Below are 16,273 nucleotides of genomic sequence, written 5' to 3'. Positions count from 1 at the left end.
TTTTTTTATGAAGAATGGTTTTTATCTCCCTCTTTATTAAAGAGAGAGTTTTAATTTTAGCGGATCTTTAGCGGGTCTCAGCTGAGCTTTAATGATCACGGTGTTGTAGTCAGGCTGGACGGGGCGTTGGTTGGGCGAATTTTTCATGCGTTTTTTGATTTCAGCCAATTGTTTAGCGGAGACTTCCAAAGGCTCTTCTATGACAAACCATGCCACCCCTTCTGTGCAAGGGGGAGCGGTGAGAGAGCCGTTAAAATGGTAGTAATTGATGCTTTTAGGCAAGAAAGCGTCTAAAGCCACTTCTTTAAAATTCTGTTTCTTTTGAATGCCTTCTAAAATAGGATCAAGGTTGGGGTTTTCTTTCCCTTCTTCAAAACCAATCGCTAACACTAACAAACGCCCTTTAGCGTCTTTATGCACGAAATGTGCGCTCAAAGGCCTGGTTTTATTATTGATTAAAAACTCCATAGGGGCGTGGAAATGCACATTATCCAGCACATAATCATGCCCTCTATAATTAATGTGGTTAGTCGGCTCAAACGAAGCCTTTAAAGTGTGGTGGGTGAAAAAGACCGCTTTAGGTTTAGAAGCGGCGTATTTGAATTGCAAATCGGCTTTATCTTGCGTGTGGTAGTAATGCTCAATGTTGATGGGCGATTGGCTTTTACCACTTTTGCACACTTCAAAATCTTTGTGCAATTTGTCCCAGCGGTGCGGGCCATTTTCTTTATTTTTATAATCCCAATGGGTGTTTTCAGTGCCTATAAGAGAAGTGGCTAACGCTAAAGCGATCAAAAAAGTTTTTTTCATTTTAATTATCCTTTATTCTAAAATTCTAAAATATTAAAAAGCAATTAATTCTAGCGCTTAATCAATAATGACCGCAGTTACAAAAAATAGATTGGTTAAAAGTTGGAAATGATTTTAAATTCTGTTTTATATGGTAACAACTCTAAATTAATGCGCCTATGGAGCGAAATATTTGTTTTAACCAACCCCCCAATTTACAAGCGATTAAAATTTTTGTCTTATACTCCAAGTTTTCAAATGGAATAAAATTTAACCCCTTAAGATTTAAATGATGATAACCAAACAATCGTATCAAAGATTCGCCTTAATGCGGGTTTTTGTGTTTTCGCTTTCGGCGTTTATTTTTAACACCACGGAGTTTGTCCCTGTCGCATTGTTATCAGATATTGCGAAAAGTTTTGAAATGGAGAGCGCGACAGTGGGGCTTATGATCACTGCTTATGCATGGGTGGTGTCTCTTGGCTCATTGCCCTTGATGCTGCTTAGTGCTAAAGTTGAAAGGAAACGCTTATTGCTCTTTCTTTTTGCCCTTTTTATTCTCAGCCATATCCTTTCAGCGTTAGCATGGAATTTTTGGGTGCTCCTCCTTTCTCGTATGGGTATCGCTTTTGCCCACTCTATTTTTTGGTCCATTACGGCTTCTTTAGTCATTCGTGTCGCGCCAAGAAATAAAAAACAGCAAGCCTTAGGGTTATTAGCGCTAGGGAGTTCGTTAGCGATGATTTTGGGTTTGCCGCTTGGGAGGATCATTGGGCAAATCCTGGATTGGCGATCCACTTTTGGCGTGATTGGGGGCGTTGCGACTCTTATAATGCTGCTTATGTGGAAATTGCTCCCGCATCTACCGAGTAGAAACGCCGGCACGCTCGCAAGTGTCCCTATATTAATGAAACGCCCGCTTTTAGTGGGGATTTATTTGCTTGTGATCATGGTTATTTCTGGGCATTTCACCACTTATAGCTATATTGAGCCTTTTATCATTCAAATCAGCCAATTTTCTCCTGACATTACAACGCTAATGCTGTTTGTTTTTGGGTTAGCGGGCGTGGCGGGGAGTTTTTTATTTGGCCGTTTGTATGCGAAAAATTCAAGAAAATTCATCGCTTTTGCAATGGTTTTAGTTATTTGCCCGCAACTCTTGCTTTTTGTGTTTAAAAACTTAGAGTGGGTGATCTTTTTGCAAATTTTCTTATGGGGGATTGGGATCACTTCACTCACCATTGCGTTGCAAATGAGGGTGTTGCAGCTCGCCCCAGATGCCACGGATGTCGCGAGCGCGATTTTTTCGGGGAGCTATAATGTGGGGATTGGATCAGGAGCGCTGTTTGGCAGTATTATGATCCACCAATTAGGGCTAGGGTATATTGGCTTTGTGGGTGGGGCTTTGGGGTTGTTGGCGTTATTTTGGCTTAGATTCATTACGATAAAGTTTAAAAAAACATAAAGAGCGTTAAAAGGATTAGCCCAATAAAGGAAAATCCCTTTTGCGTTAAAAACCATTTTTAAAATTTAATGATACGGCTTGAATCCAACTGCACTAACGGATAGATTGTCTCTCTTTTTATGTTAAAATAGAAAAATTTGTCATAAATTTTAAGCGGTGTGTGGTTTAAATGCTCAAAAAAAAGATTGATTTGCATAAAGATTCTATTAGGAAGCTCTTTTTTTATTACTTCATCCCTTTAGCTTTTTCTATGATCTCACTTTCCACTTACTCTATGGTAGATGGCATGTTTGTGGGCAAAAAACTGGGTAAAGAAGCTATCGCTGCGGTCAATATCGCATGGCCTATTTTTCCAGGACTCATTGCGTATGAATTGCTTTTTGGTTTTGGGGCAGCGAGCATTGTGGGGTATTTTTTGGGTCAAAATAAAACCCATAGGGCTAGGCTTGTGTTTAGCAGCGTGTTTTATTTTGTCGCTCTAAGCGCCTTTGTTTTGAGCATGGCGTTATTGCCTTTTAGTGAAACTATCGCGCGTTTTTTTGGGAGCAATGACGCTTTATTGAGCATGTCCAAACGCTACATTGAAATCATTTTAATGGGCACGGTTTTTATGGTCCTCCACCCTTTAGCGGATATTTTTGTGGTGAATGACAAACGCCCCATTTTAGCGATGGTAGCGATGCTGATTGGCTCGTTAGCGAATATCTTTTTCAATTACTTGTTTATTTTTGTTTTGGAAGTGGGGGTTCAAGGCAGCGCGATAGCCACCGTGATAGGGCATGCGATAGGGGTTTTAGTCTTAATGCAGCATTTTTGGTTTAAAAAAGGGCAATTGTATTTTATCAAACGATTTTCCTTGTCTTCAGTCATTTCTTCAGCTAAAAGCGGCGTGCCTCAAAGCACGGCAGAATTTAGCGCTTCTATTATGATTTTATTGTTTAATACCGCTATCATGCACACGGCTGGGGAAAGGTTTGTGAGCATGTATGGGATCGTTATGTATAATGCGATTATCTTTTTTACGACTTTATTTGCGATTTCTCAAGGCATCCAACCGATTGCGAGCTTTAGCTATGGGGCTAGAAATTTAGAGCGCGTGAAAGAGGTGTTTGTTTTTGGTTTGAAAGCAGCGTTTTGTATAGGGATTGTTTTCTATGGCGCTTATTATTTCTTAGATGAATTTTTAATCAAGCTTTATTTGCAGCCAAGCGAACAAGACCCCCTTTTTATGCAAGAGACTAAAAGAGCGATGAATATTTATTATGTTGGCTATGTTTTTTTAGGCATGACTTTGTTGTGCGCGGTGTTTTTCCAATCCATCCAACGCACCAAAAGTTCGTTTATCATCACCCTTTCGCACACGCTGGGGTTTATCGTTATTTTATTGCCGATTTTAAGTCATTTCTATGGGATTAATGGCGTTTGGGTAACTTACCCTATCGCGCAATTTTTAGCGTTTTTAGTAGCGTTAGGGGTAACTTATTATGAAATCAAAAAAAGGGTTTTTACCACTTATAAAGAGAAAAACCCTATCGCTTTGAAAACTTAACCAATAAATAAGGTAAAATTAAGACATGCATGCAGAATTTTTCACTTTCGCGCTCATCATGCTTTTAATTGTGATGGCTCCCTATATGTCTAGAATCTCTCGTTTGCCCATCACGGTCGTGGAGATTTTATTTGGGTCTGTTGGGGCGTATGTGGGTTTTATTGAGCCTACTAAGGGCTTTGAAATCATGTCCGAAATTGGCTTTTTATTTTTAATGTTTTTATGCGGTTTGGAAGTAGAAATTTATTTGTTTAAAAAATTAGGGGTTTCTCTTTTAAAACGCATTTTTGCTTATCTGTTGATTTTATACACGCTTTCGTTCATCCTTACTTTTAGCCTTAATTTAGAGCCTATTTTTATGGTGATTTTCCCTATTATCAGTTTGGGCATGATCATGACTTTAGTCAAAGATTATCGTAAAGAGATTTTGTGGCTTGATTTGGTTTTAAAAGTGGGCGTTATTGGGGAATTGTTAAGCATTTTTGGTTTGGTGGTCGTGGATGGGGTGTATTCGCATGGTTTGGGCATGGATTTGATTAAAGATTTAGGCATTCTCATTGTTTTTTTAATCTTAATTATCGTGGCGTTTCAAATCTTTAAGACTTTGTTTTGGTGGTTCCCGCATTTAAAGCTTTTTGTGATGCCTAAAAGCAGTCAGTTTAACCAAGATGTGCGTTTTTCGCTCATGCTCTTTTTTTCCTTGGTTGCGATCGTGGTGTGGCTCAAAATAGAAATGGTTTTAGGGGCGTTTCTAGCAGGGTTAGTCGTTTCTACTTTTTTCCCTCATAAATCAGAATTGATCCACAAGCTTAATGATGTGGGTTTTGGGTTTTTTGTGCCTTTGTTTTTCATCCATGTAGGCTCTACTTTAGACTTAAAATTAGTGTTTTTAAACCCGCATTTGATTCTCCAAGGGATATTGATTGTCATAGCGATGTTGAGTTTGCACTTGATCACTTCAACCTTATTGTGGCGCAAATACTTTAAAGAGGCTAAGCATTTATTTTCATTTGCTTTAGGGGCTTCTATGCCTTTAACTTTTTTAGTAACCACCGCAGCGGTAGGCTTAAAAGCGCAAGCGATCTCACAAAACACCTACTACGCGTTGCTCATGGCGGCTATTTTTGAAGGGGTATTATTCACGATTGCGATCAAAATACTCAACAAAAAAGCTTAAATGAAAGCTTAAGCGTCTAAATATCTAGCGTCGCTAAAGCTGTTCGCTTGAACATTGTTGAATGCGTTTTCTAAGCTGTCAAAGAAACGAGGGTGCAAGTTTTGCATTTCTTTTAAGAAATTTTTGGTGGCTAATCGCGCGATAGGGGGCTTATCAGAGGTGGGCTGCTTGGCTGGGCAGTTGCAATCAGGAGCAACCGGGATATTTTGAGAAGTGACAAAATGAATGCTGCTGGCTTCTCGAACCTTAATCAAAGGGCGGATCACCAATAAGCCGTTTTCAGCCCTATAAATGGGGGGCATGCTCCTCAAACTCCCGTTATAAGTGAAATTCATAAAAAAGCTCTCCACCGCATCATCTAAATGGTGCGCGATAGCGACTTTATTATAGCCTTCTTCTAAAGCCTTAGAATACAAAGTCCCCCTCCTCAAACGAGAACAAAACGAACAAAACGAGCTTTTTTCACGGCGTTTTTCGTTGATCGTGGCAGCGATTTGGGTGTAAATGATCTCATGCTCAATACCTTGCTCTTGGCACAAATCGCTCAACCATTTCAAATCTTCGCCCAAACCATAATGCACGGTAACCGCTTTAAAATCAAATTTGAAAGGGGCATGTTTTTGCATCCTGGCTAAGATGCAAGCGAGCATGATAGAATCCTTACCCCCACTCAATCCTAATAAGATTTTATCGCCTTCTTCTATGAGTTTGTAAGTGGCGTTGGTCTTGCCTACAATGTGTAAGACTTTTTTGGAAATTTCATAGGCCATTTTTGATCCTTAATTGTTTTATTTTCTAAAGTTTCGCGCTAAGCGAATGATTTCTTCTTCGCTAATGTGATCGGAATTATATTTCACAATAATGATTTCTTCGCTAATATTAACATACCATTCAATGATTTTGTCCCCTAAAGTTTCAAATTGTTCCTCATTATAAGCGTCTAAGGGGAAATAGACATTTTTTTGCTTGGAAGGGTTATGGAGTAAAAAGAGCGATAGTCCCCAAATAAGCCCTAAAGCTACAACGATTAAGCTTGTGTTAGAAACGCCTAAATGATGGTAGCTTAACCCCCCACTCACGCCCCCAACAAAGCTCCCTAAATAGCCAAAAGTGGTGAATTGCCCTAAAACCTTACCTTTTTCGTTTGCTTTAGCGAATTTAGACGCTAAAGATTGCATGATAGGCTCTAAGGTGGCAAAGCCAATAAAGAAAAACGCCACCCCAAGAATAAAGAGCCATAAATATTTCCCTAAAAAGCTAGAGTCGGCTAAAAACAAGCACAAATAACTCACAATAAACAACAACACGCCAGAAAGCATCACCCCCTTAGGCTTATTATATTTTTCAGCCATAACGCTCGCTATCCCCATGCTTAAGACCCCTAATAAGGCTCCAGGCACATACACCAAGATCAAAAAACTTTCATCTTTATGAAATTCATTCACTAAGGCTAAAGGGATCAGCACAAAAATAAGCGTCATGAACGCTTTTTCAAAAAAAGAGCTTAGATACAAAAGATACAAGGCTTTAGAGTTGGGTTGGTAAGCCTTTACGTTTTTGATTTGGTAAGAAATTTTAGGGGCGTCTTTGACTTTTAAAAGCATCAACAAACTCAATAAGGTTAAGATCGCCGTGAGCAAGAAGAGCCATTTTGCCCCCCCCAAAAACGCCACAACCCCAGGGCCTATTGCCATGCTTATGGTAAAGCTAATGAAAATAAACGCTCCCATGATCGCCATCGCTTTGGTGCGCTCTTCTTCTTTCACTTCATCCGCCACCATCGCGCTAACAACCCCCCCTAAAGCCCCCATGCCTTGAATGAAACGCCCTATAACGAGCCAAACAATATCATTCGCTATAAAGCACACTAACGAGCCAGCTAAAAACAACAACAAGCACACCATAACCACCACTTTACGGCCTATCTTATCGCTAAGAATGCCCATGGGGGTTTGAAAAACAATTTGCGTAAGATACGCTCCGCCCACAGCCAACCCCACGAGTAAGGGACTGCTTGAATGGAAACTATCCGCATACAAACTAATGACCGGCAAAACAATAAAAAGCCCCAAAAACCGCAACGACGACACTAACGCTAATGGAAAAATTTTCTTAAACATGCGGGTTATTTTACAAGAAAATATCTAATTTTTATCATTAATTTAGGGAAATAGGATTGATAATAAAAGTTTAATGTAATTTTAATGGATTTTTAAGAAAATTTTTTGTATAATCTTATTCTTTTATTTTTTTGTCAAGGTAGCTCAGCTGGTTTAGAGTGCTGGTCTCATAAGCCGGAGGTCGGGGGTTCAAGTCCCCCTCTTGACACCATGATTTGATTTAATCTTCATTTAATATCCGTTTAATCTTTTTTTTAGCAAACCTGAACTACAATAGCGTTGCATCTTTTAATTTCTTAACATTAGGGATTTGACGATGATTTTTAGCTCTCTTTTTAGTGTTGTAGGGATGGCGGTGCTTTTTCTTATTGCTTGGGTGTTTTCTAGCAATAAAAGGGCTATAAATTATCGCACGATTGTCAGCGCCTTTGTGATTCAGGTGGCTTTAGGGGCGTTGGCTTTATATGTGCCTTTGGGTAGGGAAATGTTGCAAGGCTTAGCCAGCGGCATACAAAGCGTGATTTCTTACGGCTATGAGGGGGTGCGTTTCTTGTTTGGCAATCTCGCTCCAAACGCTAAAGGCGATCAAGGGATAGGAGGCTTTATCTTTGCGATCAACGTTTTAGCGATTATTATCTTTTTTGCTAGCTTGATTTCACTTCTATATTATTTAAAAATCATGCCTTTGTTTATCAATCTCATTGGTGGGGCGTTGCAAAAATGCTTAGGCACTTCTAAAGCAGAAAGCATGAGTGCAGCGGCTAATATTTTTGTAGCGCACACCGAAGCACCCCTAGTCATTAAACCTTATTTGAAAAGCATGAGCGATTCAGAGATTTTTGCGGTCATGTGCGTGGGCATGGCTAGCGTTGCGGGGCCTGTGTTAGCCGGGTATGCGAGCATGGGCATTCCTTTGCCTTATTTAATAGCCGCATCGTTTATGTCCGCTCCTGGGGGGTTGTTGTTCGCTAAAATCATTTACCCGCAAAACGAAACCATTTCTAGCCATGCAGATGTTTCGGTAGAAAAGCATGTCAATGCCATAGAAGCTATCGCTAATGGGGCAAGCACAGGGCTAAATTTAGCCTTGCATGTGGGAGCGATGCTTTTAGCCTTTGTGGGGATGCTCGCGCTCATTAACGGGCTTTTAGGGGTTGTAGGGGGGTTTTTAGGCATGGAGCATTTGTCTTTAGGGTTGATTTTAGGCACACTCTTAAAACCCTTAGCCTTTATGCTAGGCATTCCGTGGAGTCAGGCCGGGATTGCCGGGGAAATCATAGGCATTAAAATCGCGCTCAATGAATTTGTGGGCTATATGCAATTATTGCCTTATTTGGGCGATAACCCTCCTTTAATCTTGAGCGAGAAAACCAAAGCGATCATTACTTTTGCGTTGTGCGGATTCGCTAACTTAAGCTCAGTCGCCATGCTCATTGGAGGGCTTGGCAGTTTAGTGCCTAAAAAGAAAGATTTCATTGCCAGGCTTGCTTTAAAAGCGGTGCTTGTAGGCACGCTTTCTAATTTCATGAGCGCGACTATCGCCGGGTTATTTATAGGGTTAAGCGCCAATTAAAAGGATAAGGCATGCAAAAAAGAGTGGTAATCTTATTATTGGATTCTTTTGGTATAGGGGCTAGTGAAGACGCTAAGGATTTTGGCGATTTGGGGGCGAACACTTTAGGCAATATCGCTAAGGCTTGTTTTAATAACTTGGCTAATTCTAACGATCGCAATGGGGCTTTGAAACTGCCCAATTTAGAGGGTTTGGGTTTAGGCTTGAGCACTTTAAAAGCCGCAAACGAATTGCCTTTGGGTTTCCAACCACAACCCAATCTAATAGGGGCTTACGCTTATGCGCAAGAACTTTCTAGCGCTAAAGATACGATTTCTGGGCATTGGGAGATGATGGGCGCGCCCGTTCTTTTTGAATGGGGGTATTTTAAAGACAAAACCCATTCGTTTCCTAAAGAAATTTTAGATGAAATCATGCACAAAACTAAGATTAAGGGCTATTTAGGGAATTGCCACGCATCAGGGACTGAAATCATTAAAGATTTAGGCGAAAAGCATTTAGAAACTTTATACCCCATTTTTTACACTTCAGCGGATTCGGTGTTTCAAATCGCTGCGCATGAAGAAAAGTTTGGGCTGGATAATTTATACGCTCTTTGTGAAGAAGCGTTTCAAATTCTAGAGCCTTTAAAGATCGCTAGAGTGATCGCACGCCCTTTTATTGGCACCAATAGAGATAATTTCAAGCGCACCGCCAATCGCAAAGACTATGCGATAAAGCCCCATAAAAAATTGCTTTTTGAAACATTCATTGAAGAAAAGCAAGGCGAAGTCATCAGCATTGGGAAAATTGCTGATATTTACGCTCATGTGGGGATCACTCAAAAGTTCAAAGCCGGTAGTTTGATGGAGCTATGCGATGTTACTTTAGAGCGAGTCAAAAACGCCCCAAACAACAGCTTGATTTTTACGAATTTTGTGCATTTTGATAGCGATTATGGGCATCGGCGCGATATTAGCGGGTATGCTAACGCTTTAGAGTATTTTGATACGCGTTTAAAAGAGGTTTTAGACAATTTAAGGGAAAACGATTTGCTCATTCTTTGCGCCGATCATGGGTGCGATCCTAGCTTTAAAGGTACCGATCACACACGAGAATACATTCCTGTTTTGTTCTATCACAAGGATTTACAACCAGCCTTTTTAGGCAAGAGCGAGTCGTTTGCGGATATTGGGCAAAGCATCGCTCACTTTTTGGGATTAAGCCCCCTAGATTATGGCAAAAACTTACTAAAATTTAAAGGACAACCATGACCCCTCACATCAACGCTAAAATCGGCGACTTTTATCCTCAATGCCTTTTATGCGGCGATCCCTTAAGGGTGAGCTACATTGCAAAAAAATTCTTACAAGACGCTAAAGAGATCACGAATGTGCGTAACATGCTAGGCTTTAGCGGGAAGTATAAGGGTAAGGGGATTTCTTTAATGGGGCATGGCATGGGCATTGCGTCATGCACGATTTATGTAACCGAACTCATTAAAACCTATCAGGTTAAAGAGCTTTTAAGGATTGGCACTTGCGGGGCGATTAGCCCAAAAGTCGGCTTGAAAGACATTGTCATGGCCACTGGAGCTTCAACGGATTCTAAAACCAATCGGGTGCGTTTTTTAAACCACGATTTGAGCGCAACGCCTGATTTTGAATTGAGTTTAAGAGCGTATCAAACAGCAAAGCGTTTGGGTATTGATTTGAAAGTGGGTAATATTTTTTCAAGCGATTTTTTCTATTCGTTTGAAACGCATGTTTTTGATTTGATGGCCCAATACAACCACTTGGCTATTGAAATGGAAGCGGCAGGGTTATACGCCACGGCGATGGAACTAAACGCTAAGGCTTTATGCTTATGCTCTGTCTCAGATCACTTAATCACTAAAGAAGCCTTAAGCCCTAAAGAAAGAATAGAAAGCTTTGATAACATGATAATTCTGGCTTTAGAGATGATGAGTTAGCCTTTTTTGTTACCCCCCATAAGTTAAGGATAAAATTTAAAGGAAAACCCTTAAAGCTAAAAGCCTTAAGGGAACTTTGGAAAAACTAAAGCTATCGTTTTACAGAAACTTCGTTTTACAAAACTACCGCTTCAATAAAACAACAACTTTACACCCCAAAAACGAAATTTCAAGGTATAATGTTTTCCAAGAGTTTTTACCATTTTCTGTTTTCATGGCAAACTCCCATTAAAAATTATCCCCATAATTGCACTTATGGGGGTGTTTATTTTACAACAATCTTTCTAAAACCAAATCCCAATTAAATAAAAACACTCTTAAAAGCTTGATTGAGTGCGTCAAAACACCCTAAAACTTTTTGGAAATCCAATAAATTTGTGATAAAATTAAACGCATTGTAAATAAATTCTCATTTTGATACATTTTTTACAATAAAAACATTACTTTAAGGAACATCTTATAAAAAAAACGAAAAAAACAATTCTGCTTTCTCTAACTCTTGCGTCATCATTGCTCCATGCTGAAGACAACGGCGTTTTTTTAAGCGTGGGTTATCAAATCGGTGAAGCGGTTCAAAAAGTGAAAAACGCCGACAAGGTGCAAAAACTTTCAGACACTTATGAACAATTAAGCCGGCTTTTAACCAACGATAGTGGCACAAACTCAAAGACAAGCGCGCAAGCGATCAACCAAGCGGTTAATAATTTGAACGAACGCGCAAAAACTTTAGCCGGTGGGACAACCAATTCCCCTGCCTATCAAGCCACGCTTTTAGCGTTGAGATCGGTGTTAGGGCTATGGAATAGCATGGGTTATGCGGTCATATGCGGAGGCTATACCAAAAGTCCAGGCGAAAACAATCAAAAAGATTTCCACTACACCGATGAGAATGGCAACGGCACTACAATCAATTGCGGTGGGAGCACAAATAGTAATGGCACTCATAGTTCTAATGGTACAAATACATTAAAAGCAGACAAAAATGTTTCTCTATCTATTGAGCAATATGAAAAAATCCATGAAGCTTATCAGATTCTTTCAAAAGCTTTAAAACAAGCTGGGCTTGCTCCTTTAAATAGCAAAGGGGAAAAATTAAAAGCGCATGTAACCACATCAAAGCATCAACAAGATAATCAAACTAAAACGACAACTTCTGTTATTGATACGACTAATGATGCGCAAAATCTTTTGACTCAAGCGCAAACGATTGTCAATACCCTTAAAGATTATTGCCCCATGTTGATAGCGAAATCTAGTAGTGGAAGTAGTGGCGGAGCTACTACAAACGCCCCTTCATGGCAAACAGCCGGTGGCAGCAAAAATTCATGCACGACTTTTGGTGCGGAGTTTAGTGCCGCTTCAGACATGATTAATAATGCGCAAGAAATCGTTAAAAGAACCCAACAACTCAGCGCCAACCAACCAAAAAATATCACACAACCCCAAAATCTCAACCTTAACACCCCTAGCAGTCTTACGGCTTTAGCTCAAAAAATGCTTAAAAACGCGCAATCTCAAGCAGAAATTTTAAAACTAGCCAATCAAGTGGAGAGCGATTTTAACAAACTTTCTTCAGGCTATCTTAAAGACTACATAGGGAAATGCGATGCGAGCGCTATAAGCAGCGCGAATATGACAATGCAAAATCAAAAGAACAATTGGGGGAACGGGTGTGCTGGCGTGGAAGAAACTCTGAATTTATTAAAAACAAGCGCCGCTGATTTTAACAACCAAACGCCTCAAATCAATCAAGCGCAAAACCTAGCCAACACCCTTATTCAAGAACTTGGCAACAACCCTTTTAGGAATATGGGCATGATCGCTTCTTCAACCACGAATAACGGGGCGATGAACGGCCTTGGGGTGCAAGTGGGTTATAAGCAATTTTTTGGAGAAAAGAAAAGATGGGGGTTAAGGTATTATGGTTTCTTTGATTACAACCACGCCTATATCAAATCCAATTTCTTTAACTCGGCTTCTGATGTGTGGACTTATGGGGTGGGTAGCGATTTATTGTTTAATTTCATCAATGATAAAAACACCAACTTTTTAGGCAAGAATAACCAGATTTCTTTTGGGCTTTTTGGAGGAATCGCCTTAGCAGGGACTTCATGGCTTAATTCTCAATTTGTGAATTTAAAAACCATCAGCAATGTCTATAGCGCTAAAGTGAATACGGCTAACTTCCAATTTTTATTCAATTTGGGCTTGAGGACCAATCTCGCTAGGCCTAAGAAAAAAGATAGCCATCATGCGGCTCAACATGGCATGGAATTGGGCGTGAAAATCCCTACCATTAACACGAATTACTATTCTTTTCTAGACACTAAACTAGAATATAGAAGGCTTTATAGCGTGTATCTCAATTATGTGTTTGCTTATTAAAAACTCTCTTTTTAAAAAAAAAGGGGGGGGTTAAACTTCTAAAAAACCTAAAAATTTTCAAAAAAATAGTTATTAAACCTAAAAAATGAAATTTTAAGGTATAATGTTTCCGCCATTTTTATTTTTCGTTTTTAGTTTTCCATGGCAAACTCCTTTTTAGAATTTATCCCCATAATCGCTCTTATGGGGCGTTTGTTTTGCAACAATCTTTTCAAATTTAAAAAACGCTCTCAAAAACCACTAAAGAGTAAAATTACCTTACAAGATGAGCTTTTTTGTGATTTTTATTAAAACGATCATTTTTTAGCGGAGTTTTTCTAAAAAAAGGGTTTTTTACTCACTTCTTTTGATTGAAACAACACAATCAAGCATCTTAAGGCAATTTAAAATAAAATAGCGCTAACATAACCCCAAAGCCCCTTATTAAATTAATCTATACCAAATAGTAAGGAGTTATCTAACATGGGGTTTTTCAAGCTTAAAGAACACAACACGAACATTGCCACCGAGTTTAGAGCGGGTTTAACGACTTTTATCACCATGATTTATATCGTGCCCTTAAACGCTCTTATCCTTTCTCAAGCCAACATGCCTTATGAAGCCCTTTTGAGCGCAACGGCCATTATCACTATCTTATCGAGCGTGTTTAACGGGTTATGGGCAAACACCCCCATAGCCATGAGCGTGGGCTTAGGGCTGTCAGCTTATTTTAGCTTCGGGTTAGTTCAAGGGCTAAAACTCCCTTGGCAGAGCGCTTTAGGCATCGTAGCGCTCTCGGGAGCGATTTTTGTGATTTTGTCTTTCACTAAATTTAGAAGTTGGGTCATGCGAAGCATTCCTAGCGATTTAAGGCGTGCGGTGAGCGCGGGGATAGGGGCTTTTATCGCATTCATTGGCCTTAAAGAAATGCATATTGTAGTTACCCATAAGGCTACGCTTGTAACCTTAGGCGATTTTAGCGATCCGCATGTGTTATTGGGGGTTGTGGGGATCATTCTAACTTTTGCGCTCTACACGCTTAAAATCAAGGGTTCTTTTATTATAGCGGTTTTAATCACTTCCATTCTCGCATGGGTTTTAAAGCTAGCCCCTTACCCTAGCGAGTTTTTTTCCATGCCCGCTAGCATTGGCCCTATCGCCTTTCAATTAGACTTTAAGGGCATTTTTTTTGATGCGAGTGGGGTTTTCACTTTAGCGTTAGTGCCAGTCATCATCACTTTTTTTGTAACCGATTTGTTTGATTCTTTAGGCACGCTTGCAGGGATTGGCCACAAGACTGATTTTTTCAATGATGAAGAAAAAAATAAGGAATTGGAAAAGACTTTAGAAGCGGATGCGGTGGCTTCTTTAGGGAGCGCGGTGGTGGGCGTTTCTACTACGACAGCTTTTATAGAGAGCGCGAGTGGGGTTGAAGAGGGGGGCCGCACAGGGCTGACAGCGGTTTTTACCGGATTATTTTTTGTTTTAACGCTCTTTTGCTTGCCTCTTTTAAAAGCTATTCCTAGCAATGCGATTTATCCGGTGCTAGTGGTAGTAGGGGTTTTGATGTTTAGCGTGTTAGAGGGGGTGAATTTTAAAGACATGGCCATTAGCGTTTCCACTTTTTTAACCGTGGTGATGATGCCTTTAACCTTCTCCATTGCCGATGGCTTAGCCTTTGGCTTTTTGTCTTATGGTATCATCAAATTGGTTCAAAAAGACTTTAAAGCCCTCAATTCTGGCATCATCATTCTCTGCATCATTTCTGTTTCTGTATTTATCTTTCGTTAAGCTCTTTTTAAGGGGCTTTGCATTTTTTACCCATTTCATGCCTCTTTTTCTTTATTTAGACAGATTATTATCTTAAAATAATTGTAATATCATTATTATTATATCAACTCAATAAAAAAGGAGAAGGTATGCAAAAAACTTCTAACACTTTGGCGCTGGGGAGTTTGACAGCGCTATTCTTTCTAATGGGTTTTATCACGGTTTTAAACGACATTTTAATCCCGCATTTAAAGCCCATTTTTGACTTGACCTATTTTGAAGCTTCACTCATTCAATTTTGCTTTTTTGGGGCGTATTTCATCATGGGAGGAGTTTTTGGGAATGTGATCAGTAAAATCGGCTACCCTTTTGGCGTGGTGCTTGGTTTTGTGATCACAGCGACGGGGTGCGCGTTGTTTTATCCAGCGGCGCATTTTGGCTCCTATGGGTTTTTTTTAGGAGCGTTGTTTATTTTAGCGAGCGGGATTGTGTGCTTGCAAACCGCTGGTAATCCCTTTGTAACCTTGCTTTCTAAAGGTAAAGAAGCCAGAAACCTGGTTTTAGTCCAGGCGTTCAATTCGCTTGGCACAACTTTAGGGCCTATTTTTGGGAGCTTGTTGATTTTTAGCACGACTAAAATGGGCGATAATGCAAGTTTGATAGACAAATTAGCGGACGCTAAAAGCGTTCAAATGCCTTATTTGGGCTTGGCGGCGTTTTCGCTTCTTTTAGCGCTTGTGATGTATCTTTTGAAATTGCCTGATGTGGAAAAAGAAATGCCTAAAGAAACGACGCAAAAAAGCCTATTTTCGCACAAACACTTTGTTTTTGGGGCTTTGGGGATCTTTTTCTATGTGGGGGGAGAAGTGGCGATTGGCTCATTCTTGGTGCTAAGCTTTGAAAAGCTTTTGAATTTAGACCCTCAATCAAGCGCGCATTACTTGGTGTATTATTGGGGCGGCGCGATGGTGGGCCGTTTCTTAGGCAGTGTTTTGATGAATAAAATTGCCCCTAATAAATACCTGGCTTTCAACGCCTTAAGCTCTATTGTTCTCATTGCTTTAGCCATTCTTATTGGAGGCAAGATCGCTCTATTCGCTCTGACTTTTGTGGGCTTTTTCAACTCTATCATGTTCCCTACCATCTTTTCTTTGGCTACGCTCAATTTAGGGCATCTCACTTCTAAAGCTTCTGGGGTGATTAGCATGGCGATTGTAGGAGGAGCGTTAATCCCCCCCATTCAAGGCGCGGTTACAGACATGCTAACAGCAACCGAATCAAATTTGCTCTACGCTTATGGTGTGCCGTTATTGTGCTATTTTTATATCCTCTTCTTTGCGCTTAAAGGGTATAAGCAGGAAGAAAACTCCTAAAAAAGGGGGGGGTTTCTCTTTTATTTTCTTTCTTTTAGCTTGTTTGTAAAATAAGTAAGGTTTTTATTGATCAGCGTTTGAAACCAAAAGGCATGCAAATTTTAAAATTTTAAGATGCGATCAAAAACACTGCTAATGAATA

At 40.0% G+C, this 16,273-nt stretch carries 12 protein-coding genes and 1 tRNA gene; 10 read left to right on the top strand and 3 right to left on the bottom strand.

Annotation, left to right across the window (positions count from 1 at the left end; genetic code table 11):
* Positions 1-36 precede the first annotated feature (36 nt).
* Complete coding sequence (locus HPB14_RS05625) at positions 37-810, bottom strand: carbonic anhydrase (protein WP_014658514.1); 774 nt, start codon at positions 808-810, stop codon at positions 37-39.
* 268 nt (positions 811-1,078) lie between these two features.
* On the opposite strand from HPB14_RS05625, the gene HPB14_RS05620 reads away from it, so the two are divergent.
* The 3 genes from HPB14_RS05620 (at position 1,079) to HPB14_RS05610 (ending at position 4,980) form a co-directional block, all read left to right on the top strand.
* Positions 1,079-2,254 carry a sugar transporter gene (locus HPB14_RS05620; RefSeq protein WP_000973631.1) on the top strand — a complete coding sequence of 392 codons (1,176 nt, stop codon included), beginning with the start codon at positions 1,079-1,081 and terminating at the stop codon, positions 2,252-2,254.
* A gap of 169 nt (positions 2,255-2,423) precedes the next feature.
* A complete protein-coding gene (locus HPB14_RS05615) occupies positions 2,424-3,803 on the top strand; it encodes an HP1184 family multidrug efflux MATE transporter (RefSeq protein WP_000914084.1) in 1,380 nt (459 codons plus the stop codon).
* 25 nt (positions 3,804-3,828) lie between these two features.
* Positions 3,829-4,980: a cation:proton antiporter gene (locus tag HPB14_RS05610; protein WP_000542869.1), complete on the top strand. Its 1,152-nt coding sequence runs from the start codon at positions 3,829-3,831 to the stop codon at positions 4,978-4,980.
* A gap of 8 nt (positions 4,981-4,988) precedes the next feature.
* Here the strand turns inward: HPB14_RS05610 and HPB14_RS05605 are convergent, their stop codons facing one another.
* A complete protein-coding gene (locus tag HPB14_RS05605) occupies positions 4,989-5,750 on the bottom strand; it encodes a tRNA 2-thiocytidine(32) synthetase TtcA (protein WP_000312857.1) in 762 nt (253 codons plus the stop codon).
* Positions 5,751-5,768: 18 nt separating this feature from the next.
* Positions 5,769-7,061, bottom strand: a complete 1,293-nt coding sequence (locus tag HPB14_RS05600; RefSeq protein WP_324185923.1) for an MFS transporter — start codon at positions 7,059-7,061, stop codon at positions 5,769-5,771.
* Positions 7,062-7,233: 172 nt separating this feature from the next.
* On the opposite strand from HPB14_RS05600, the gene HPB14_RS05595 reads away from it, so the two are divergent.
* The 7 genes from HPB14_RS05595 (at position 7,234) to HPB14_RS05565 (ending at position 16,131) form a co-directional block, all read left to right on the top strand.
* Positions 7,234-7,311 (top strand) — tRNA-Met (locus HPB14_RS05595).
* A gap of 105 nt (positions 7,312-7,416) precedes the next feature.
* Positions 7,417-8,673: a NupC/NupG family nucleoside CNT transporter gene (locus tag HPB14_RS05590; RefSeq protein WP_000577880.1), complete on the top strand. Its 1,257-nt coding sequence runs from the start codon at positions 7,417-7,419 to the stop codon at positions 8,671-8,673.
* A gap of 11 nt (positions 8,674-8,684) precedes the next feature.
* Entirely contained in the window at positions 8,685-9,926 is a 1,242-nt protein-coding gene (locus HPB14_RS05585; protein WP_001172202.1) for a phosphopentomutase, read from the top strand.
* Positions 9,923-10,624 carry a purine-nucleoside phosphorylase gene (gene deoD, locus HPB14_RS05580; RefSeq protein WP_000187704.1) on the top strand — a complete coding sequence of 234 codons (702 nt, stop codon included), beginning with the start codon at positions 9,923-9,925 and terminating at the stop codon, positions 10,622-10,624. The genes HPB14_RS05585 and deoD overlap by 4 nt, the downstream gene beginning before the upstream one ends.
* 459 nt (positions 10,625-11,083) lie before the next feature.
* Positions 11,084-13,009: a Hop family adhesin HopQ gene (gene hopQ / locus HPB14_RS05575; RefSeq protein ID WP_041199431.1), complete on the top strand. Its 1,926-nt coding sequence runs from the start codon at positions 11,084-11,086 to the stop codon at positions 13,007-13,009.
* Positions 13,010-13,471: 462 nt separating this feature from the next.
* Positions 13,472-14,779 (top strand): NCS2 family permease, encoded by a 1,308-nt coding sequence (locus HPB14_RS05570; protein ID WP_000505478.1) that lies wholly within the window; start codon positions 13,472-13,474, stop codon positions 14,777-14,779.
* A 128-nt stretch (positions 14,780-14,907) separates the two neighbouring features.
* Positions 14,908-16,131, top strand: coding sequence for a sugar MFS transporter (locus HPB14_RS05565; protein WP_001174177.1), 1,224 nt, complete (start codon positions 14,908-14,910; stop codon positions 16,129-16,131).
* The last annotated feature ends 142 nt before the right edge of the window (positions 16,132-16,273 follow it).

Origin of the sequence: Helicobacter pylori HUP-B14 (assembly GCF_000259235.1) — a bacterium.
Classification (GTDB): Bacteria; Campylobacterota; Campylobacteria; order Campylobacterales; family Helicobacteraceae; genus Helicobacter; species Helicobacter pylori_CU.
This window is presented reverse-complemented; position numbering and strand designations above follow the sequence as displayed.

Coding starts and splice junctions, on each gene's coding strand:
- HPB14_RS05585 (WP_001172202.1), top strand. CDS start 8,685: ATGCAAAAAAGAGTGGTAATCTTATTATTGGATTCTTTTGGTATAGGG.
- HPB14_RS05605 (WP_000312857.1), bottom strand. CDS start 5,750: ATGGCCTATGAAATTTCCAAAAAAGTCTTACACATTGTAGGCAAGACC.
- HPB14_RS05570 (WP_000505478.1), top strand. CDS start 13,472: ATGGGGTTTTTCAAGCTTAAAGAACACAACACGAACATTGCCACCGAG.
- HPB14_RS05625 (WP_014658514.1), bottom strand. CDS start 810: ATGAAAAAAACTTTTTTGATCGCTTTAGCGTTAGCCACTTCTCTTATA.
- HPB14_RS05620 (WP_000973631.1), top strand. CDS start 1,079: ATGATGATAACCAAACAATCGTATCAAAGATTCGCCTTAATGCGGGTT.
- HPB14_RS05590 (WP_000577880.1), top strand. CDS start 7,417: ATGATTTTTAGCTCTCTTTTTAGTGTTGTAGGGATGGCGGTGCTTTTT.
- HPB14_RS05565 (WP_001174177.1), top strand. CDS start 14,908: ATGCAAAAAACTTCTAACACTTTGGCGCTGGGGAGTTTGACAGCGCTA.
- HPB14_RS05610 (WP_000542869.1), top strand. CDS start 3,829: ATGCATGCAGAATTTTTCACTTTCGCGCTCATCATGCTTTTAATTGTG.
- HPB14_RS05615 (WP_000914084.1), top strand. CDS start 2,424: ATGCTCAAAAAAAAGATTGATTTGCATAAAGATTCTATTAGGAAGCTC.
- deoD (WP_000187704.1), top strand. CDS start 9,923: ATGACCCCTCACATCAACGCTAAAATCGGCGACTTTTATCCTCAATGC.